The sequence below is a fragment of the Massilia sp. UYP34 genome (assembly GCF_056279385.1).
Genome location: NZ_JBWBRF010000024.1, coordinates 12729 through 31535, shown reverse-complemented (window position 1 = coordinate 31535; position 18807 = coordinate 12729). Strand labels below are relative to the sequence as shown.

Genomic DNA, 18807 nt, shown 5'->3' with positions numbered 1-18807 from the left:
CCATGGCACTCCTGACCTTCGACACCCAGCACAAGCCGCGCCAGGCGTACGTCAGCATGGCGATCGTGCTGGCCATCATGCTCGCGTTCCCCTTCGTCGCCTCGCAGTATGGCAACTCGTGGGTGCGCATCATCGACATCGCGCTGCTGTACATCATGCTGGCGCTCGGCCTGAACATCGTGGTCGGCTTCGCGGGCCTGCTCGACCTGGGCTATATCGCCTTCTTCGCCGTCGGCGCCTACCTGGTGGGCCTGTTCTCGTCGCCGCAGTTCGCGGCGCTGCTGGAGTCGCTCATCTATTATTCGCCGGCGCTCGGCGAAGCGCTGGTGGCCTTCTTCGGTCCCGAGATCGCCCAGAACGGCATCCACCTGTCGCTGTGGGCCATCGTGCCGCTGGCGGCGTTGTTCGCCGCGCTGTGCGGCGCGCTGCTGGGCGCCCCGACTCTCAAGCTGCGCGGCGACTACCTCGCCATCGTGACGCTCGGCTTCGGCGAGATCATCCGCATCTTCATGAACAACCTGAACGACCCGATCAACTTCACCAACGGGCCGCAGGGGATCAACATGATCGACCCGATCCGCGTGTTCGGGGTGTCGCTGGCGGGCGAGCCGGGGTCTGGCGCCAACGTCATGATCGGCGACTACGCGATGCCGTCGGTGAACGCCTATTACTTCCTGTTCCTGGCCATGGTGATCGCGACGATCTTCATCACCGGGCGCCTCCAGCATTCGCGCCTGGGCCGGGCCTGGGTGGCGATCCGCGAAGACGAGATCGCGGCCAAGGCGATGGGCATCAATACCCGCAACGTCAAGCTGCTGGCGTTCGCCATGGGCGCGTCCTTCGGCGGCGTGGCCGGCGCGATGTTCGGCGCCTTCCAGGGCTTCGTGTCGCCCGAATCGTTCTCGCTGACCGAATCGATCGCGGTGCTGGCGATGGTGGTGCTGGGCGGCATCGGCCACATTCCGGGCGTGGTGCTGGGCGGCGTGCTGCTCGCGGCCTTGCCCGAGGTGCTGCGCCACGTGGTCGATCCGGCGCAGCAGGCGCTGTTCGGTAAAGTGGTCATCGAGGCCGAGGTGCTGCGCCAGTTGCTGTACGGCCTGGCCCTGGTGCTGATCATGCTGATCCGCCCGGCCGGCCTGTGGCCGTCGCCGAACAGGGAAGAGCGTCCCAACGCCGCCCTGGCGCGCGAGGAAGAAGAAGCGGCGGCCGCGCGATGAGTGGATATACCATGAGCGAACAAATCCTCCTGAACGTGCAGGGCGTGAACAAGCGCTTCGGCGGCCTGCAGGCGCTGACCGACGTCGGCATCCGGATCATGCAGGGCCAGATCTATGGCCTGATCGGCCCCAACGGCGCCGGCAAGACCACCTTCTTCAACGTGATCACGGGCCTGTATCAGCCGGACAGCGGCACCTTCGAGCTGGCCGGCAAGCCGTATTCGCCCTCGGCGCCGCACGACGTGGCCAGGGCCGGCATCGCCCGCACCTTCCAGAACATCCGCCTGTTCGGCGAGATGAGCGCGCTCGAGAACGTGATGGTCGGCCGCCACGTGCGCACGAAGCAGGGCGTGCTGGGCGCGATCCTACGCCACAGGGCGGCGCGCGAAGAAGAAGCGGCGATCCGGGCGCGCGCGCAGGAGCTGCTCGAGTTCGTCGGCATCGGAAAGTATGCCAACCGCACTGCGAAATTCCTGTCCTACGGCGACCAGCGCCGCCTGGAAATCGCGCGCGCGCTCGCCACCGATCCGCAACTGCTGGCGCTGGACGAACCGGCGGCCGGCATGAACGCCACCGAAAAGCTGGCGCTGCGCGAACTGCTGGTGAAAATCAAGGCCGAGGGCCGAACCGTGCTGCTGATCGAGCACGACGTCAAGCTCATGATGGGCCTGTGCGACCGCATCACGGTGCTCGAATACGGCAAGCAGATCGCCGAAGGCTTGCCGGCCGAGATCCAGAAGAACCAGGCGGTGATCGACGCCTACCTTGGAGGTGCCCACTGATGGCTGACATCGTTCTGAACATCGCCGGCCTGAAGGTTGCCTACGGCGGCATCAAGGCGGTCAAGGGCGTCGACCTCACCGTTGCGAAAGGCGAGCTGGTGACGCTGATCGGCGCCAACGGCGCCGGCAAGACCACCACCCTGAAGGCCATCACCGGCACCCTGCCGCCGTGCAAGGTCGAGGGGACGATCACCTATCTCGGCCAGCCCCTGCGCGGCACGCAGTCGTTCCGCATGGTGCGCCAGAAGCTGGCCATGGTGCCGGAAGGGCGGGGCGTGTTTACCCGCATGTCGATCCACGAAAACCTGTTGATGGGCGCTTACACGCGCGACGACCAGGCCGGAATCGATGCCGACATCGAGAAGTGGTACACCGTCTTCCCGCGGTTGAAAGAGCGGTCCAGCCAGCTGGCGGGCACGCTGTCGGGCGGCGAGCAGCAGATGCTGGCGATGGCGCGCGCATTGATGAGCCATCCGACCCTGCTGCTGCTGGACGAGCCGTCGATGGGCCTGGCCCCGATCATGGTCGAGAAGATCTTCGAGGTGATCCGAGACGTGTCGCGGCAAGGCATCACGATCCTGCTGGTGGAGCAGAACGCCAGGCTGGCGCTGCAGGCCGCGCACCGCGGCTACGTAATGGATTCGGGCGCGATCACCATGAGCGGCAATGCGCGCGATATGCTCGACGATCCGCGGGTGCAGGCGGCTTACCTCGGCGAATGAACCAGTCGTAGGGTCGGCGGCTCCGCCGCCGACGCGGTGATCGTTACCGGCTCCGATGCCGCGCCGGATGATTTGGCCGCCAACCATCACCGCGTCGGCGGCTCAGCCGCCGACCCTACGGCAAGGTCAGATGCAAGAAGGCCGGAGACGCGATTGCGTCTCCGGCCTTCGTTATTTGACCAGCCGCAGCTTAGGCCGCAGCGGCAGCCGTGGCAGCGCTGGCAGCATTGCCAGCCTTCGCAGCAGTTGCAGAAAATTGCGACACGGCGGCGTTCATATTGCTTTCCATCGCTTCGACCGCCTGCTTGGAGGTCTTGCTGAATTGCTCGTAGCCGGCGTTGGCGTTGCTGATCGCGGTCTTGACGGCGGCGACGAAGCTTTCCGAACCGGCCGGGGCGTTCTTGCTCACTTCGTCGACCAGCGAGATGACCTTGCGGTTGGCTTCGACGATCTGGCTTTCGGCGGCTTTCGAGAACTCGGCGCCGGTGCCGGTGGCGATCGAGGCCAGCTGGCGGCTGTACGACAGGGCTTTCTCCGCGTTCGGCTGGGCCTGCGCGGCGGTCAGCGAGAAGAACTCTTGCGGGTCCTTGGCGCTCAGCAGCTGGCGGGCAGCGGCCGACGAATCTTCCAGAGTCGAGCGCGCGGTGCTGATGTTCAGCTCAACCAGCTTTTCCATGCCTTCGAAGGTTTTCGAGGTCAGTGCCGAAAACAGGGCGAATTGCGATTCGAGGCTGGCCTTGGTGGCGTTCGAAAATTGTTCAGGGATTGCAAACATGTGGCTCTCCAAATATGTCGTTTCAAGAATGGACTATTGCCTGTGAAACAGGTTCTTCATCAAACCGCAACGAAACTCTTTTTGTGCACCGCAACAGGACAGATTCTCTGTCAGTTCGGTTGAAGCGTCAAGTGTTTTTGATGCGTTGCACCATCCAAGATACATAATTCCGTTGAATGCATTTAATGCAAGAAAAGTCAATTGATCTCGCGCAAACCTTGTGCATCTTTCGGCCAGTCAAAACTCCATTGTAGAGAGCATGCTAGACTCGGTGCTTGCGATTCATTCAATGTCGTGCGCTGCGCCAGGACCATGTCTACCCACGTCACCTCCATGCCCGGCAGCTCCTGGCTGTCGCCCGTGCCGCTGTTCTTCGTCTTCCTCTGGAGCACGGGTTTCATCGTCGCCAAGCTCGGCCTGCCATACGCGCCGCCGCTGACCTTCCTCATCGTGCGCTGCCTGGGCGTGCTGGCGGTGCTGCTGCCGTTGATGCTGCTGTGGCATGCGCCATGGCCGCGTGGGCAAGTCCTGCCCATCGCGGTCTCCGGCCTGCTGCTGCAGGCGGGCTATCTGGGCGGCGTATGGGCCGCCATCAAGCTCGGCATGCCGGCTGGATTGACCGCCCTGATCGTCGGCATGCAGCCGATCCTCACCGCCGCTGCTGCGCCGCTGATCGGCGAGCGGGTGCGGCCGATACAATGGCTGGGCCTGCTGCTCGGCCTGTCCGGCGTGGGGCTGGTGGTCTACGCCAAGCTGGGGCTGGCCGGGCTGTCGCCCGCCGCCCTCGGCCTGTGCGTGTTCGCACTGCTGAGCATTACGGCCGGCACCATGGTGCAGCGCCGGTTCTGCCCGCGCTTCGACCTGCGCAGCGGCACCGCGATCCAGTTCGGGGCCACGGTGCTGGTGCTGGCGCCGATCGCGGTGTGGCTGGAAGACCTCGATCCGGCGTTCTCGAGCATCACCTGGAGCGCCGACTTCATCATCGCCTGGCTGTGGTCGGTGTTCGCGCTGTCGATCGGCGCCATCTTCCTGCTGTTTAAACTCATCGGCCGCAGCCAGGCCACCGAGGTGACCAGCCTGATGTACCTGACCCCGCCGACCACGGCCATCATGGCCTGGCTGCTGTTCGGCGAAACCTTCAACGTGCTCGGCCTGGCCGGAATGGCGGTGGCCGTCGCCGGCGTCGCTTTCGTCGTGCGCAAACCACAGGAGACCCCATGACCATCGACAATCCCAGCCAGGCGGCCGTCGACGCCGCCATCACCTCGCGCCGTTCGATCCGCGCCTTCCTCGACAAGCCGGTCGCGCGTGAAGACATCGTCCGCATCCTGGACGTGGCGGCGCGCGCGCCGTCCGGCACCAACACCCAGCCGTGGAAAGTCCACGTGCTGACCGGCGAAGCACGCGCGCGCCTGTCGCGCGCGATCCTGGCGGCGTATGCCGACCCCGAACAGGCCGTCCAGCATCAGGAGGAATATCCCTACTATCCGCGCGAATGGGTGTCGCCGTACATCGACCGGCGCCGCAAGGTCGGCTGGGATCTATACGGCCTGCTGGGACTGAAGCGCGACGACAAGGCCGGCATGGCGGCCCAGCATGGGCGCAATTTCACCTTCTTCGATGCGCCGGTCGGGATGATTTTCACCATCGACCGCATCATGGAGCAGGGCTCGTGGCTCGATTATGGAATGTTCTTGCAGAACATCATGGTGGCGGCGCGGGCGAGGGGGCTGGATACCTGCCCACAAGCCGCTTTTACGCAGTATCATCGGATCATCGCGGCCGAACTTGGGCTGGCGCCGAGCGAGATGGTCGTGTGCGGCATGGCGCTGGGCTGGGCCGATCCGGCGCGGATCGAAAACACGCTGCAAACCGAGCGCGAACCCAGCCAGGGATTCGCCCGCTTCCTGGATTGAAGCGTCCATCAAGTTAGACACTAAACTAACAACCAACAATATCTCATTGATATCAAAAGGAAGTTTGCGAGCGGGGAAGGTGTTGGTTTTCGCGGATTATTGCCGCATGGAATGTTCTTTTCGCTTGCGATCGAGCGTCGTTCCGCTACACTTTCATCTGTATCTCATCAGTTTGGTTCAGGGGCGTTTCGATGTTTAAACTTGTTTTGGCTGCGGTTGTCGCCACGTTGTTCGCTATTGCACCAATGCAGGCATCCGGTGCGGGGGCGGGCGCAGGTGCGGGCGCAACCGAACAGGCGCAGAAGTCCAAGCCTGCCAAGGTTGCCAAGAAAAAGCCCAAGCGCAAAGCCAAGGCCCGCGCCACCAAGAAGCGCAAGGAAGTCGCCAGCGTCGGCGCCAATGGCCAGCGCATGGTGCGCCGGGTGCGGACCGTCAACGGCAAGCGCGTCGTCACCTATCACCCCGCGCGTACCGCGGCGGCCGCGGTCGCGGCGGTCGCGACGGCGGGCGACAGGGCGGGCCTGGACAAGACGGACGATCCGCTGTCCCTGCGCTCCAGCGTCGCCTATGTGGTGGACCAGAACAGCGCCGAAGTGTTGTTCGAGAAGAACGCCAACGTCGCGCTGCCGATCGCCTCGATCACCAAGCTGATGACCGGCATGGTCGTGATGGAGGCCAAGCAGGATCTCGACGAAGTGCTGCGCGTCACCGACGCCGACGTCGACCGCCTGAAATACAGCAGCTCGCGGCTGCCGGTCGGCGCGCGCATGACGCGGCGCGAACTGCTGCACATCACCCTCATGAGTTCCGAGAACCGCGCCGCCTCGGCGCTGGGCCGCAACTACCCGGGCGGCATCGAAGCCTTCGTCGCCGCGATGAACGCCAAGGCGCGCGCACTCGGCATGAAGGACACCCGTTACGTCGATACCAGCGGCCTGTCGAGCCGCAACGTCTCGAGCGCGCGCGACCTCGTCAAGCTGGTGATGGCGGCCCACGAAGACCCGCTGCTGCGCGAATTCTCCACCACGCCGAAATCGACCGTGCAGGCCAGCGGTCGCACCATGCATTACGCGAACACCAACTACCTGGTGTCGCTGCCGGACTGGAACATCGGCCTGCAAAAGACCGGCTTCATCAATGAAGCGGGGCGTTGCCTGGTGATGCAGGCCATGATCCATGGCCGCAATGTGGTGATGGTGTTCCTGGATTCGAAAGGCAAGATGTCGCGCACGGCCGACGCCGGCCGCATCCGCCGCTGGATCGAGTCGCTGCCGGACCGCATGGACGTCGACGCGGTGCGCACGCCGACGATCACGGCCAGCGCCCCGGCGCTGCCGCATTAGTCACGACGGGGCGGCTTAAGGGCGCCTCGAAAAACCGTTGCGAGCGGCAGCAGTTTCGGTCGGGCCGCGCAGGTTGAGAAGCGCAGCTGTACTGGAGTACAGCGAGCATCGCAGACCGAAAATGCAACGCGCAGCAGGTTTTTCGACGTGCCCTTATACCGGCGTCGACCGGTAACCGAGCGTCGACGAAATCCGCGACGCCGTCTGCACCAGATCTTCGAGCCAGTCTTCCTGCAAGCGGTCGGCCGGCGCCGAGATCGACAATCCCGCCACCAGCTTGCCGCTGTCGTCATGGATGCCGGCCGCCATGCAGCGCACGCCCAGTTCCAGTTCCTCGTTGTCGCGCGCATAGCCGCGCGCCCGCACCAGGCTCAGCTCGCGCTCCAGCCGCGCCAGTTCGGTGATCGAATTGCGCGTGTGGCCCGCCAGCCCCGTGCGGGTGGCATAGGCGCGGATCGCCTTGACGTCGTCCACCGACAGGAACAGCTTGCCGGTCGAGGTGAGGTGCAGCGGGCCGCGCCCGCCGATGGCGCGCACCACCTGCATGCCCGAGCGCTCCGAGAAGGCGCGGTCGATGTAGACGATCTCGTCGCCCTGGCGCACCGACAGGTTCACCGTCTGCTGGGTCTTGCGGTGCAGGGCGCGCATGGCGTCGAGCGCCGCTTCGCGCACCGACAGCCGGCTCTTGACCACGTTGCCCAGTTCCAGCAGGCGCATGCCGAGGCGGTAGGTGCCCGGCTCGACCCGGTCGACGAAGCGCGTGACCACCATGTCGTTGAGGATGCGGTGCGCGGTCGAGGGATGCAGGCCCGATACCCGCGACAATTCCTTGAGGCTGACCGGATCGGTATAGCTTGCCAATGCATCGAGCAGCGCCATCATGCGCTCGATGACCTGGATCGATGTCTTGGCTGGGGTGGGCGTTTCCATTTTCATGATGTGGTTGGTGCAGTGCAGTATCGTTCCCTTTATACCATGATGTGAAAAGATGATGCAAACCGGCGGGTTGCGTCGCGGGCCGACTTGCCACATGCTTGTACGGGACCGGGCATAATGTCGTTCCCGCATGTTGGATGCCAGGCACGATGGAAAACCCGATCAGCGAGTTCAAGACCTTGCGCGGCCTGGAGCGGCTCGGCGCCGCCTGCCGCAACACCTGGGACGGCCTGCGCTGGGCCTGGCGCAGCGAAGCGGCGTTCCGGCAAGAGGTCGTGGTGATCGCCATCGCCAGCGTGGCGGCGCTGCTGCTGCCGGTGTCCGGTTTCCAGAAGCTGGCCCTGATCGGCGTGCTGGTCGTGGTGATGGTGGTCGAGCTGATCAATTCGGCGATCGAGGCGGTGGTCGACCGCATCTCGCTGGAGCGCCATCCATTGTCCAAGGCGGCCAAGGACCTGGGCAGCGCCGCGGTGGCCCTGACCCTGCTGCTGGCGGCCGCCACCTGGGCCGTCGTGCTGTACAACCGTTTTGTTTGACGCCATCCGCGTGGGTGGCGGGTTCATTCAGGACCGCCCCTGCCGGCGGCGCGCTGCCGGCGTTTGCGGGCGGCAATATGTATGACTTAACCATGGAGAAGACTATGACCTTACGCCTCGGCGACACCGCTCCCGATTTCGAGCAGGATTCCAGCATCGGCAAGATCCGCTTCCACGAGTGGGCAGGCGAATCCTGGGTGGTGCTGTTCTCGCACCCGGCCGACTTCACGCCGGTATGCACGACCGAGCTGGGCCTGACCGCCAAGCTCAAGCCGGAGTTCGACAAGCGCAACGTCAAGGCGATCGCGCTGTCGGTCGACCCGGCCGACAAGCACCTCGACTGGATCCGCGACATCGAGGAAACCCAGCAGACCGTGGTCGGTTTCCCGATCGTGGCCGATGCCGACAAGACCGTGTCCGAGCTGTACGACATGATCCACCCGAACGCCTCGGCCACCGCCACCGTGCGCTCGCTATTCGTGATCGACCCGGCCAAGAAAGTGCGCCTGACTATCACCTACCCGATGAGCACCGGCCGCAACTTCGACGAAGTGCTGCGCGTGATCGATGCCCTGCAACTGACCGACGGCTACACCGTCGCCACGCCGGGCAACTGGAAGGACGGCGACCCGGTCATCATCCCGCTGACCGTCACCGATCCCGAAGTGATCAAGCAGAAGTATCCGAAAGGCTTCGAGGCGCCGCGTCCTTACCTGCGCCTGACGCCACAGCCAAACAAGTAATCCGCATCGAATGGCTGGCTGCACGGGCGCGATTGCCCGTGCGCACCGCAAGACGGCGAACCCAGGTTCGCCGTTTTTCGTGGTGTTCAGCCAACGAACCCGCGATGGTCAGCGTCATGGGACGAATATCTTTGCATAAGCAAATGAGAAAGCTGTCCTTTGGAAACCGGCAGCCTGCGCCTTACCCTGTACGCTACAGGAGAGCTCGGCATGTCGATGACGTATGTAATAGCAGGATTCGCGGTAGGTTTGTTGGTCGGCATGACCGGCGTCGGCGGCGGCTCGCTGATGACGCCCCTGTTGACCCTGATGTTCGGGGTCTCGCCCTCGGTCGCGGTCGGCACCGACCTCGCCTTCGCCGCGATCACCAAGAGCGCCGGCACCATCACCCACCGCTTCACCCGCACCGTGCACTGGCCGATCGTCGGCCGACTGTGCCTGGGCGCGCTGCCGGCGGCCGTGGTGGCCGCCATCGCGCTCAACTACTTCGGCGCGCTCAGTGAACAGCTCGGGCAGGTGATCCGCTACACGATCGCCGGCTCGGTGATGCTGACCGTGCTGGCGCTGCTGCTGCGCAGCCGCCTGATGGCCTGGATCCATGCCCACCCGGAACGCCAGCTGCAGGGCCGCACCCTGGCGGTGGTCACCATCATCTCCGGCGCCGTGCTGGGCGTGCTGGTGACGGTCTCCTCGATCGGCGCCGGCGCCATCGGCGCGACGCTGCTGGTGTTCCTGTATCCCAAGCTGACCCCGGCCGAAGTGGCCGGCACCGACATCGCCTACGCGGTGCCGCTGACCGCCATCGCCGCGCTCGGCCACTGGTGGCTCGGCTCGATCGACTGGATGTTGCTGCTGACCCTGCTCGTCGGTTCGGTGCCCGGCATTACCCTTGGCGCCATGGCGGCGCGCGCCGTCCCGGAGCGGTTCTTGCGCGCGCTGCTGGCCACCACGCTGACCGCGGTGGCCGCCAAACTGGTGCTGTAAACTGCGCTCTATCAAATAGCGTTTACCGTCTATGCAAATAAGTATTCTTTCGTTTGCTTTATGAATATAGCGTGAGAATATTCGAGTCCAATAGAAGAATTTGTAATAAGGATTCGCATGACTTCGCTTGCATTGCCGGGCAGCACGGCAACACCCAAGCCCAAGCGACCGGGCCGGGTAATTCCCGGCTTCGGCATTTCGCTGGGCTTCACGCTGTTCTACCTGGCGCTGATCGTCCTCATTCCGCTGTCGGCAGTGTTCCTGAAAACCTCCACCATGAGCTGGGCGGATTTCTGGGCCACCGTCACGTCCGAACGCGTGATGGCGTCCTACCGCCTGAGCTTTGGCGCATCCCTGATCGCGGCCGCCATCAACGTCGTCTTCGGCGGCATCGTGGCCTGGGTGCTGGTGCGTTACCAGTTCCCCGGCAAGCGCTTCGTCGACGCCCTGGTCGACCTGCCGTTCGCGCTGCCGACCGCGGTGGCCGGCATCACGCTCACCGCGCTGTACGCCCACAACGGCTGGATCGGCCAGTACCTGGCGACGCTGGGCATCAAGGTGGCGTTCTCGCCGCTGGGCGTGGTGGTGGCGCTGACCTTCATCGGCCTGCCGTTCGTCGTGCGCACGGTGCAGCCGGTGCTCGAAGAAGCCGAGCGCGAACTCGAGGAAGCCGCCGCCAGCCTGGGCGCGCCGCCGCTGCAGACCTTCGTGCGCGTGGTGCTGCCGACCATCGTGCCGGCGCTCCTGACCGGCTTTGCGCTGGCCTTCGCCCGCGCCACCGGCGAATACGGCTCCGTCATCTTCATCGCCGGCAACCTGCCGATGGTGTCCGAGATCACGCCGCTCTTGATCATCTCCAAGCTGGAGCAGTACGACTACACCGGCGCGACCGCGATCGCGGTGGTGATGCTGGTGTTCTCCTTCATCCTGCTGCTGACGATTAACCTTCTTCAGGCGTGGACGCGCAAACGGGCGGGCAAGGCATGAGCGCGGTCCTCGACAACGTGGCGCAGCCGGCGAAACGCCCCGCCAACAACAAGCGCCTCGACACCAGCGTGCTCGAGCCGCGCTGGGTGCGCGTGGCCCTCATCGCCGTCGCGCTCGTCTTCCTGACGCTGTTCCTGTTCATTCCGCTGGCGGCGGTGTTCACCGAAGCGCTGAAAAAAGGATGGCAGGTCTACGTCGAAGCGATCGTCGATGCGGACGCCTTATCCGCGATCAAGCTGACCCTGATCGCAGCCGCGATCTCGGTGCCGCTGAACCTGGTGTTCGGCGTGGCGGCGGCATGGGCCATCACCAAGTTCGAATTCCGCGGCAAGAGCCTCCTGCTGACGCTGATCGACCTGCCGTTCTCGATCTCGCCGGTGATCGCGGGCCTGATGTACGTGCTGCTGTTCGGCGCCTCGGGCTGGTTCGGTCCCTGGCTGGCGGAACACGACATCAAGATCCTGTTCGCGGTGCCGGGCATCGTGCTCGCCACGGTGTTCATCACTTTCCCGTTCGTGGCGCGCGAGCTGATTCCGCTGATGCAGCAGCAGGGCACCGAAGAAGAGGAAGCCGCGCTGGTGCTGGGCGCCTCGGGCTGGTCGACCTTCTGGCGCGTGACGATGCCGAACATCAAATGGGGCCTGCTGTATGGCGTGATCCTGTGTAATGCCCGTGCGATGGGCGAGTTCGGCGCGGTGTCGGTGGTGTCGGGCCACATCCGCGGCGAGACCAACACGATGCCGCTGCACGTCGAGATCCTCTACAACGAATACAACTTCACGGCCGCCTTCGCCGTCGCATCGCTGCTGGCGCTGCTCGCCCTGGTGACCCTGGCCGTCAAGTCCATAATCGAATGGCGTCTGCACGAAGCCCGCAGGGCTTCGACCGACGCCCCTCACTGAAACAACGCCGGAGCCACGCATGACGATCGAAGTACAACATATCCGCAAGCAGTTCGGCCAGTTCACGGCGCTCGACGACGTTTCGCTGCAGTTCCCCGACGGCGAACTGACCGCCTTGCTGGGCCCGTCGGGCTGCGGCAAGACCACGCTGCTGCGCATCATCGCCGGCCTCGAATACCCGGATTCCGGCGCCGTGCTGCTCGACGGCCAGGATTCCTCGCACCGCCATGTGCGCGAGCGCCAGGTCGGCTTCGTGTTCCAGCACTATGCGCTGTTCAAGCACATGACCGTGTTTGAGAACGTCGCCTTCGGCCTGCGCGTCAAGCCGCGCAAGGACCGCCCGAGCGAAGCCCAGATCCGCGAGAAGGTCAAGCAGCTGCTCGAGCTGGTGCAGCTCGACTGGATCGCCGACCGCTATCCGCCGCAGCTCTCGGGCGGCCAGCGCCAGCGCATCGCCCTGGCGCGCGCGCTGGCGGTGGAGCCGCGCGTGCTGCTGCTCGATGAACCGTTCGGCGCGCTCGACGCCAAGGTGCGCAAGGAACTGCGGCGCTGGCTGCGCCGCCTGCACGACGACCTGCACGTGACCTCGATCTTCGTCACCCACGACCAGGAAGAAGCGCTCGAAGTGGCCGACCAGGTGGTCCTGATGAACAAGGGTCGCGTGGAGCAGCTGGGCAGCCCCGACCAGGTGTACAACAACCCGGCCTCGCCCTTCGTGTACGGCTTCCTGGGCAACGTCAACCTGTTCCATGGCCGCGTCAACGACGGCGTGCTGGCCAGCGGCGATGTGAGTTTCCAGGCGCCGCAGCACGCCGGCGTGCGTGACGGCGCCGGCATCGGCTACGTGCGGCCGCACGACCTGGACGTGGAGCGCTACACGCCCGGCGCCGAAGGCGTGGTGGCCAAGCTGCGCCGCGCGCATGCGATCGGCCCGCTGGCCCAGCTCGACCTGGAGCGCGCCGACAACCAGCAGCTGATCGAGGCGGTGATGCCGAACGAGCGCTTCGCCAGCCTGGGCCTCAAGGAAGGCGAGACGCTGGTGGTGCGTCCGCGCCGCATCGAAGTGTTCGTCGACGAAGGAAACGCGATATGAACTTCCAACAGTTGCGCTCGGTCCGCGAAGCGGCCCGGCGCGACTTCAACCTGACCGAAGTCGCCAACGCACTGTTCACCTCGCAGCCGGGCGTCTCGCGCCAGATCCGCGAGCTGGAGGAAGAGCTGGGCGTGGTCATTTTCGAGCGCAACGGCAAGCGCCTGACCGGCCTGACGCCGCCGGGCAAGGGCATCCTGCGCATCGTCGAAAAGCTGCTGGTCGAAGCCGAGAACCTGCAGCAGGCCAGCCGCGAGTACGCTGCGCAGGACAGCGGCACGCTCACGGTCGCCGTCACCCACACCCAGGCGCGCTACGCGCTGCCGCAGGTGGTGCAGTCGTTCCGCGCCGCCTTCCCCAATGTGCGCATCGCCTTGCAGCAGAGTTCACCGGAACACATCGCCGAATGGGTGGCTTCCGGCAAGGCCGACATCGGGATCGCGACCGAGGGCCTGTCGGCTTTCCCCGACCTGGTGTCCTTCCCGTGCTACCGCTGGAGCCACCTGGTCGTGGCGCCCGAGGGCCATCCGATCTTCGCCAGCGGCTCGCTGCTGCGCCTGGAAGACCTGGCCGAGCACCCGCTCATCACCTATGACGTCGGCTTTACCGGCCGCAGCCACATCGACGCCGCCTTCGTCGAGGCCGGGCTGGCGCCGGACATCGTGCTCACCGCGATGGATTCGGACGTGATCAAGCAGTACGTGTCGCTGGGCCTGGGCGTGGGCATCGTCGCCTCGATGGCGTTCGACCATGGCCGCGACAAGGGGCTGCGCGCGATCGAGGCCTCGCATCTGTTCGCGCAGAACGTGACGCGCCTGGCGGTGCGCCGCGGCACGTACCTGCGCGCGTATGCCTTCCACTTCATCGAACGTTTCGCCCAGGGCTATACGCGGGCCGATATCGAGAAGGCGATCGCGACGGCGGAATGAGGAAACGGGGCGTGTGTCCCAATGACGTCAAGTGAAGGCGAAAGTCTTCTTGAGTTAGCGAAAAAACGTCGTCCCCACGCAGGCGGGGACCCAATCTTGCAAGCGTTTCGACGACGCTTGCAGAACTTGGGTCCCCGCCTGCGCGGGGACGACGTAGTTGACGGTTCGGCTTGTCGCCCTGGCCTACTGGCCCGGGTTCGTGATCCGGCCATGAATCTCATCGATGCGCCGCACCACTTCGTCACTGAGGGTGATCTGCGCCGCATCGATGTTCTCTTCCAGCTGCGCCAGCGTGGTCGCCCCGACGATGGTCGAGCCCATGAACCACCTCGAATAGCACCAGGCCAGCGCCATCTGCGCCGGCGTCAAGCCGTGCGCGCGCGCCAGCGCCGCATACTCGCGGGTGGCCTCCAGGACCGCCGGGCGCAGGTAGCGCGGGCTCCAGGTCGGCGGATAGATGCTCAAGCGGCCGCGCGCCTGCGGGTCGTCGACGTACTTGGCGCTCAGCTGGCCGAAGGCGAGCGGGCTGTAGCCCAGCAGGCTCACGTCCTCGCGGTAGCAGACTTCGTCCAGCAGGGTGGTCTCGAATGCGCGCGCGGTGAGGTTGTACAGGTTCTGGATGGTGGCGATGCGCGGCAGGCCGTGGATCTCGGCCTGCTTGACGAATTCGCACACGCCCCACGGGCTTTCGTTGGACACGCCGATGTGGCGGATCTTGCCTGCCTTGACCAGGTCGGCCAGGGCGCGCAGGGTGTCCTCGATCGCCACGCCGCCGCGTTCCTTGCGCGGATCGAACGCGTTGGCGCCGAAGATCGGCACGTTGCGGCTCGGCCAGTGCAGCTGGTAGAGGTCGATGTAGTCGGTCTGCAGGCGGCGCAGGCTGGCGTCGACGGCCGCGCGCAGGTTGGCGGCGTCGAGGTTGTGTCTTGAACCGCGGATCCAGGCCTGGTTGCCGTTCGGGCCGGCGATCTTGGTCGCCAGCACCAGCTTGTCACGGCCGCCGCGCGCCTTGAGCCAGGAGCCGATGAAGCGCTCGGTCGCACCCTGGGTCGCCGCGCTCGGCGGCACCGGATACAGCTCGGCGGTATCGATGAAGTTGATGCCGCGCTCGAGGGCGTAGTCCAGCTGGGCGTGCGCTTCCTGCTCGGTATTCTGCTCGCCGAAGGTCATCGTGCCGAGGCAGACGGCGCTCACCGCGAGGTCGGTGCGGCCCAGCGTCTTGCGCTGCATGCTCATCTCTTCTTTTTCGTGCCGCTCTCGCGCAGCGCGTCGGCGCACTCGCGCACCAGCCTCGGGCCCGCGTAGATCAGGCCGCTGTACAGCTGCACCAGCTGGGCGCCGGCCGCGATCTTGGCCTTCGCGTCCTGGCCGCGCATGATGCCGCCCACGCCGATGATCGGGATGTCGTCGCGCAGCTCGGTCTTGAGCGCGCGGATCACGATGTTGGACTGCTCGAACACCGGGGCGCCGGACAGGCCGCCGGCCTGCTGCGCATGCTTCATGCCCTCGACGTCGCGCCGGTTGAGCGTGGTGTTGGTGGCGATCACGCCGTCGATCTTGTGGCGTAGCAGGGCGCCGGCGATGTCGCGGATCTGGTCGCCGTCGACGTCGGGCGCGATCTTGAGCGTGATCGGCACGTAGTGGCCGTGGTGCTCGGCCAGCCTGGTCTGCTCCGCCTTCAGCTGCGCCAGCAGGCCGTCCAGTTCCGAGGCGCCCTGCAGCTGGCGCAGGTTCTTGGTGTTGGGCGACGAGATGTTCACCGTCACGTAGCTCGCATATGGATAGACCTTGCGCAGGCAGTGCAGGTAATCCTCGGCCGCGCGTTCGATCGGCGTGTCGGCGTTCTTGCCGATGTTCAGGCCCAGCACGCCCTGGCGCTCCTGGTAGAAGCGCGATGCCTGGACGTTGGCCACGAAGGCGTCGACGCCGCCGTTGTTGAAGCCCATGCGGTTGATGATGCCGCGCGCGCGCGGCAGGCGGAACATGCGCGGCTTGGGGTTGCCGGCCTGGCCGCGCGGGGTGACGGTGCCGATCTCGATCGAGCCGAAGCCGAGCGCGGCCAGGCCGTCGATGTAGGCGCCATCCTTGTCCAGGCCGGCGGCCAGGCCGACCGGGTTGGGGAAGGTGATGCCCATGACGGTGCGCGGGTCGGGCAGGGGTTTCCGGAATCCGCCCGTCAGGCCGAGCGCGGCTGCCCGACGCAGCATGGGCAGGGTGAAGTTGTGGGCCGTCTCCGGATCGAGCGAGAACAGTGCGGGGCGAACGAGGGTGTACAGGAATTTGTCGGGCATGGGGAACTCTAAAAGGATCTCCCCATCATTCTAACGTGATGCGCTGCGGCATACGTAGTCAAGTAGCGACGACTTTGTTAGCACTTGTATCACACGCCATGGCAGCGCCGGGAGCGGACTGCTAACGCTGCAGCACGCCCCATTCGCCGTCGATGCGGGCTTCGAGCGGCCGGAAGTTGATCTTGTAGGCCATCTTGGGGCTCTGTTCGATCCAGTACCCGAGATAGACGTAGGACAATCCCAGCTCGTGGGCCTGGTTCACCTGCCACAGGATATTGTAGGTGCCGTAGGAGGCATTCTCGACGTCGGGGTCGAAGAAGGTATATACCGACGACAGGCCGTCGGACAGCACGTCGATGATCGACACCATGCGCAGCAGGCCGTCCGGTTCGCGGAATTCGACCAGGCGCGTGTTGACGCGGCTTTGCAGCAGGAACTGGGCGTACTGGTCGCGGCTGTCCTGGTCCATGCCGCCGCCCACGTGGCGCGTGGTCTGGTAGCGCAGGTAGAGCGCGTAGTGCTCGTCGGAGAAGGCCAGGTTGGCCACCATCGCGACCAGGTCGCCATGGCGTTTCCAGGCGCGGCGCTGGGTGCGGTTGGGCGTGAAGTCCGCGCACTTGACGCGCACCGGGATGCAGGCCTGGCAGCCGTCGCAGTAGGGGCGGTAGGTAAAGATGCCGCTGCGCCGGAAGCCATTCTTGACCAGTTCGGAATACACGTCGGCATTGATCAGGTGCGACGGTGTGGCGACCTGCGAACGCGCCTGGCGCGCGTCGAGATAGCTGCAGGGGTAGGGCGCCGTCGTGTAGAACTGCAGCGTCGCGAATGGCAGGTCGTGTAGGTGCGTCATGCAAAAAACTCTCGAGACGACGTGTGATGGGCCTATTCTAGCGAAAACCGGTCGGGCCCACCGTTAGCCATCCAACGGTATCGCGGGCGAATTGCCGGTCTGGTCGGGCTGCACGGTGGACGCCGCGGCTGGCATGGACGGCGTGGACGGCGCGGATGGTGCCGCGCCTGGCGCTGCGAGCGGCGCACCGACCGTCCAGTGGCGGATGGGCGGCTCGGCGATGGCGGCGCGCAGGTGCTCCAGGAAGCGGCTGCGCGGGATCGGCGCCGCGCCGAGCGAGGCCAGGTGGCCGGTCTCCTGCTGGCAGTCGATCATCTGCACGCCGTGCCGGCGCAGGAAGGCCACCAGGTAGGCCAGCGCGACCTTGGAAGCGTCGGACACCCGCGCGAACATCGATTCGCCATAGAACATGCGGCCGATGCAGACGCCATAGGCGCCGCCCACCAGTTCGCCGTCGAGCCAGACTTCGGACGAGTGGGCATAGCCCAGCGCGTGCAGGCCGCTGTAGCCGCCGATGATCTCGTTCGAGATCCAGGTGCCGGGGCCGTCGCGGCGCGGCGCGGCGCAGGCGCGCATGACGTCGGCGAACGCGGAGTCGAAGCGCACGTCCCAACGCCCCCCTTCGAGGCGGCTGCGCTCGACCTTGCGTAGCGTCTTGGCCAGGCTGTCGCTCACCTTGAAGTCGGCCGTGTACAGCACCATGCGCGGGTCGGTGCTCCACCACAGGATGGGCTGGCCTTCGGAAAACCAGGGGAAAATACCGTTGCGGTAAGCCTGCAGCAGGCGCGGCGGCGACAGGTCGGCGCCGGCCGCGAGCAGGCCCGGCGCCTCGACCGTCAATGCCTTGGATACGTCGGGAAACGGCGTATCGGTCTCGAGCCAGGGAATCATCTCAATCCGGTTCGCGTGGGGCGATCATCGGGCGATCGATGTCGCGGCTGTGAAAGCCGTAGTCGCCCCCCTCGCGCACTTTGATCCAGTCGGCGAAGAACAGTTCCAGCGTGCTGCGGATGGTGGGGAAGGCCAGGTCGTCCCAGGGGATGTCGGCTTCGGTAAACAACTGCACGTCCAGGCTTTCGATGCCGGCCGCGAAGTCCAGGTCGAGCAGGCGCGCCCGGTAGAACAGGTGGACCTGGTGTACGTGGGCTACGTTGAGCAGGGTGAACAAGGGGCCGAGCTCGACGTTGGCGCCGGCTTCTTCCTCGGTCTCGCGCAGCGCCGCCTGCCCGGTGGTCTCCTCGTTTTCCATGAAGCCGGCCGGCAGGGTCCAGTAGCCGTAGCGCGGCTCGATCGCACGCTTGCACAGCAGGACCTGGAGCCGGCCGTCGGCCTCCCAGACCGGGATCGAGCCGACCACGAGTTTCGGATTCTGGTAGTGGATCGTGTGGCAATGGGTGCAGACGTAGCGCGGCCGGTTATCGCCTTCGGGAATGGTGAGCAGGACGGGGTGGGCGCACTCGGAGCAGAATTTCATGGTTGTGTGACGAATTGGTATTGCCCTTACTTTACACCGAATGCGGGGGCGATAGGGCTGCGCCCGGGTGGTGAGCAGGCCCTGTCGTCGGCCGGACCATGCGCTATATCGTGTTGCAATCGCATATCGCCGCAGTATTGCATTTGCCTAATAACGGGAATGCGCGTATAATTCATTTCACAGACGCGGGGTGGAGCAGTCTGGCAGCTCGTCGGGCTCATAACCCGAAGGTCACAGGTTCAAATCCTGTCCCCGCAACCAGTTTCAAAGCCGCTGACTCGCAAGAGTCAGCGGCTTTTCCGTTTTCCGGGCCGATGTTTTTCGAGTCGG

At 65.3% G+C, this 18807-nt stretch carries 20 protein-coding genes and 1 tRNA gene; 14 read left to right on the top strand and 7 right to left on the bottom strand.

Annotated features, from left to right (window positions below):
- Window positions 1-2: 2 nt before the first annotated feature.
- From ACZ9AQ_RS22055 to ACZ9AQ_RS22045, 3 genes are read left to right on the top strand one after another with little or no spacing between them, the layout of a single operon-like run.
- Window positions 3-1217 carry an ABC transporter permease subunit gene (locus ACZ9AQ_RS22055; protein ID WP_429206804.1) on the top strand — a complete coding sequence of 405 codons (1215 nt, stop codon included), beginning with the start codon at window positions 3-5 and terminating at the stop codon, window positions 1215-1217.
- An 11-nt stretch (window positions 1218-1228) separates the two neighbouring features.
- Window positions 1229-1999: an ABC transporter ATP-binding protein gene (locus tag ACZ9AQ_RS22050; RefSeq protein WP_429206805.1), complete on the top strand. Its 771-nt coding sequence runs from the start codon at window positions 1229-1231 to the stop codon at window positions 1997-1999.
- Window positions 1999-2721 (top strand): ABC transporter ATP-binding protein, encoded by a 723-nt coding sequence (locus ACZ9AQ_RS22045; protein ID WP_429206806.1) that lies wholly within the window; start codon window positions 1999-2001, stop codon window positions 2719-2721. Before ACZ9AQ_RS22050 ends, ACZ9AQ_RS22045 begins: the two co-directional genes overlap by 1 nt.
- Before the next feature lie 190 nt (window positions 2722-2911).
- On the opposite strand, the gene ACZ9AQ_RS22040 is transcribed toward ACZ9AQ_RS22045, so the two are convergent.
- Window positions 2912-3496 (bottom strand): phasin family protein, encoded by a 585-nt coding sequence (locus ACZ9AQ_RS22040; RefSeq protein WP_429206807.1) that lies wholly within the window; start codon window positions 3494-3496, stop codon window positions 2912-2914.
- 312 nt (window positions 3497-3808) lie between these two features.
- On the opposite strand from ACZ9AQ_RS22040, the gene ACZ9AQ_RS22035 reads away from it, so the two are divergent.
- From ACZ9AQ_RS22035 to pbpG, 3 genes are all read left to right on the top strand, one after another.
- Window positions 3809-4717 (top strand): DMT family transporter, encoded by a 909-nt coding sequence (locus ACZ9AQ_RS22035; protein ID WP_429206808.1) that lies wholly within the window; start codon window positions 3809-3811, stop codon window positions 4715-4717.
- Entirely contained in the window at window positions 4714-5412 is a 699-nt protein-coding gene (locus ACZ9AQ_RS22030; protein ID WP_429206809.1) for a nitroreductase, read from the top strand. Before ACZ9AQ_RS22035 ends, ACZ9AQ_RS22030 begins: the two co-directional genes overlap by 4 nt.
- A 191-nt stretch (window positions 5413-5603) precedes the next feature.
- On the top strand, window positions 5604-6755 hold the full coding sequence (gene pbpG / locus ACZ9AQ_RS22025; RefSeq protein ID WP_429206810.1) for a D-alanyl-D-alanine endopeptidase: 1152 nt from the start codon (window positions 5604-5606) through the stop codon (window positions 6753-6755).
- Window positions 6756-6908: 153 nt separating this feature from the next.
- On the opposite strand, the gene ACZ9AQ_RS22020 is transcribed toward pbpG, so the two are convergent.
- A complete protein-coding gene (locus ACZ9AQ_RS22020; RefSeq protein WP_429206811.1) occupies window positions 6909-7691 on the bottom strand; it encodes an IclR family transcriptional regulator in 783 nt (260 codons plus the stop codon).
- A 149-nt stretch (window positions 7692-7840) separates the two neighbouring features.
- Between ACZ9AQ_RS22020 and ACZ9AQ_RS22015 the strand changes: the two genes are divergently transcribed.
- The 7 genes from ACZ9AQ_RS22015 to ACZ9AQ_RS21985 all read left to right on the top strand — a co-directional run bounded on the left by ACZ9AQ_RS22015 (window position 7841) and on the right by ACZ9AQ_RS21985 (window position 13862).
- Window positions 7841-8227, top strand: a complete 387-nt coding sequence (locus ACZ9AQ_RS22015) for a diacylglycerol kinase (protein ID WP_429206812.1) — start codon at window positions 7841-7843, stop codon at window positions 8225-8227.
- A gap of 104 nt (window positions 8228-8331) precedes the next feature.
- Window positions 8332-8970 (top strand): peroxiredoxin, encoded by a 639-nt coding sequence (locus ACZ9AQ_RS22010; protein ID WP_429206813.1) that lies wholly within the window; start codon window positions 8332-8334, stop codon window positions 8968-8970.
- 210 nt (window positions 8971-9180) lie between these two features.
- Window positions 9181-9954: a sulfite exporter TauE/SafE family protein gene (locus ACZ9AQ_RS22005; protein ID WP_429206814.1), complete on the top strand. Its 774-nt coding sequence runs from the start codon at window positions 9181-9183 to the stop codon at window positions 9952-9954.
- A gap of 117 nt (window positions 9955-10071) precedes the next feature.
- Window positions 10072-10941, top strand: a complete 870-nt coding sequence (gene cysT, locus ACZ9AQ_RS22000) for a sulfate ABC transporter permease subunit CysT (protein ID WP_429206815.1) — start codon at window positions 10072-10074, stop codon at window positions 10939-10941.
- Window positions 10938-11843, top strand: coding sequence for a sulfate ABC transporter permease subunit CysW (cysW, locus tag ACZ9AQ_RS21995; RefSeq protein ID WP_429206816.1), 906 nt, complete (start codon window positions 10938-10940; stop codon window positions 11841-11843). Before cysT ends, cysW begins: the two co-directional genes overlap by 4 nt.
- A 19-nt stretch (window positions 11844-11862) precedes the next feature.
- Window positions 11863-12936, top strand: coding sequence for a sulfate/molybdate ABC transporter ATP-binding protein (locus ACZ9AQ_RS21990; RefSeq protein WP_429206817.1), 1074 nt, complete (start codon window positions 11863-11865; stop codon window positions 12934-12936).
- Window positions 12933-13862 (top strand): CysB family HTH-type transcriptional regulator, encoded by a 930-nt coding sequence (locus ACZ9AQ_RS21985; RefSeq protein ID WP_429206818.1) that lies wholly within the window; start codon window positions 12933-12935, stop codon window positions 13860-13862. The genes ACZ9AQ_RS21990 and ACZ9AQ_RS21985 overlap by 4 nt, the downstream gene beginning before the upstream one ends.
- Window positions 13863-14045: 183 nt before the next feature.
- On the opposite strand, the gene ACZ9AQ_RS21980 is transcribed toward ACZ9AQ_RS21985, so the two are convergent.
- The 5 genes from ACZ9AQ_RS21980 to ACZ9AQ_RS21960 form a co-directional block, all read right to left on the bottom strand.
- Window positions 14046-15092: an aldo/keto reductase gene (locus ACZ9AQ_RS21980; RefSeq protein ID WP_429206819.1), complete on the bottom strand. Its 1047-nt coding sequence runs from the start codon at window positions 15090-15092 to the stop codon at window positions 14046-14048.
- A gap of 2 nt (window positions 15093-15094) precedes the next feature.
- Window positions 15095-16153, bottom strand: coding sequence for a quinone-dependent dihydroorotate dehydrogenase (locus tag ACZ9AQ_RS21975; RefSeq protein WP_429206820.1), 1059 nt, complete (start codon window positions 16151-16153; stop codon window positions 15095-15097).
- A 121-nt stretch (window positions 16154-16274) separates the two neighbouring features.
- Window positions 16275-17003, bottom strand: a complete 729-nt coding sequence (locus ACZ9AQ_RS21970) for an arginyltransferase (protein WP_429206821.1) — start codon at window positions 17001-17003, stop codon at window positions 16275-16277.
- A gap of 63 nt (window positions 17004-17066) precedes the next feature.
- Window positions 17067-17894: a leucyl/phenylalanyl-tRNA--protein transferase gene (gene aat, locus ACZ9AQ_RS21965; RefSeq protein ID WP_429206822.1), complete on the bottom strand. Its 828-nt coding sequence runs from the start codon at window positions 17892-17894 to the stop codon at window positions 17067-17069.
- Window position 17895: 1 nt separating this feature from the next.
- Window positions 17896-18477 (bottom strand): NUDIX hydrolase, encoded by a 582-nt coding sequence (locus ACZ9AQ_RS21960; RefSeq protein WP_429206823.1) that lies wholly within the window; start codon window positions 18475-18477, stop codon window positions 17896-17898.
- A 184-nt stretch (window positions 18478-18661) separates the two neighbouring features.
- On the opposite strand from ACZ9AQ_RS21960, the gene ACZ9AQ_RS21955 reads away from it, so the two are divergent.
- Window positions 18662-18738: transfer RNA gene (locus tag ACZ9AQ_RS21955), tRNA-Met, on the top strand.
- The last annotated feature ends 69 nt before the right edge of the window (window positions 18739-18807 follow it).

Excerpts from the sequence above, each read along its gene's own strand:
- ACZ9AQ_RS22015 (WP_429206812.1), top strand. The coding sequence starts at position 7,841 with ATGGAAAACCCGATCAGCGAGTTCAAGACCTTGCGCGGCCTGGAGCGG.
- ACZ9AQ_RS22005 (WP_429206814.1), top strand. The coding sequence starts at position 9,181 with ATGTCGATGACGTATGTAATAGCAGGATTCGCGGTAGGTTTGTTGGTC.
- cysT (WP_429206815.1), top strand. The coding sequence starts at position 10,072 with ATGACTTCGCTTGCATTGCCGGGCAGCACGGCAACACCCAAGCCCAAG.
- ACZ9AQ_RS21970 (WP_429206821.1), bottom strand. The coding sequence starts at position 17,003 with ATGACGCACCTACACGACCTGCCATTCGCGACGCTGCAGTTCTACACG.
- ACZ9AQ_RS21985 (WP_429206818.1), top strand. The coding sequence starts at position 12,933 with ATGAACTTCCAACAGTTGCGCTCGGTCCGCGAAGCGGCCCGGCGCGAC.
- ACZ9AQ_RS22045 (WP_429206806.1), top strand. The coding sequence starts at position 1,999 with ATGGCTGACATCGTTCTGAACATCGCCGGCCTGAAGGTTGCCTACGGC.
- ACZ9AQ_RS22010 (WP_429206813.1), top strand. The coding sequence starts at position 8,332 with ATGACCTTACGCCTCGGCGACACCGCTCCCGATTTCGAGCAGGATTCC.
- cysW (WP_429206816.1), top strand. The coding sequence starts at position 10,938 with ATGAGCGCGGTCCTCGACAACGTGGCGCAGCCGGCGAAACGCCCCGCC.
- ACZ9AQ_RS22055 (WP_429206804.1), top strand. The coding sequence starts at position 3 with ATGGCACTCCTGACCTTCGACACCCAGCACAAGCCGCGCCAGGCGTAC.
- ACZ9AQ_RS21960 (WP_429206823.1), bottom strand. The coding sequence starts at position 18,477 with ATGAAATTCTGCTCCGAGTGCGCCCACCCCGTCCTGCTCACCATTCCC.
- pbpG (WP_429206810.1), top strand. The coding sequence starts at position 5,604 with ATGTTTAAACTTGTTTTGGCTGCGGTTGTCGCCACGTTGTTCGCTATT.
- ACZ9AQ_RS21990 (WP_429206817.1), top strand. The coding sequence starts at position 11,863 with ATGACGATCGAAGTACAACATATCCGCAAGCAGTTCGGCCAGTTCACG.
- aat (WP_429206822.1), bottom strand. The coding sequence starts at position 17,894 with ATGATTCCCTGGCTCGAGACCGATACGCCGTTTCCCGACGTATCCAAG.
- ACZ9AQ_RS22030 (WP_429206809.1), top strand. The coding sequence starts at position 4,714 with ATGACCATCGACAATCCCAGCCAGGCGGCCGTCGACGCCGCCATCACC.
- ACZ9AQ_RS22035 (WP_429206808.1), top strand. The coding sequence starts at position 3,809 with ATGTCTACCCACGTCACCTCCATGCCCGGCAGCTCCTGGCTGTCGCCC.
- ACZ9AQ_RS21980 (WP_429206819.1), bottom strand. The coding sequence starts at position 15,092 with ATGCAGCGCAAGACGCTGGGCCGCACCGACCTCGCGGTGAGCGCCGTC.
- ACZ9AQ_RS22020 (WP_429206811.1), bottom strand. The coding sequence starts at position 7,691 with ATGAAAATGGAAACGCCCACCCCAGCCAAGACATCGATCCAGGTCATC.
- ACZ9AQ_RS22050 (WP_429206805.1), top strand. The coding sequence starts at position 1,229 with ATGAGCGAACAAATCCTCCTGAACGTGCAGGGCGTGAACAAGCGCTTC.
- ACZ9AQ_RS21975 (WP_429206820.1), bottom strand. The coding sequence starts at position 16,153 with ATGCCCGACAAATTCCTGTACACCCTCGTTCGCCCCGCACTGTTCTCG.
- ACZ9AQ_RS22040 (WP_429206807.1), bottom strand. The coding sequence starts at position 3,496 with ATGTTTGCAATCCCTGAACAATTTTCGAACGCCACCAAGGCCAGCCTC.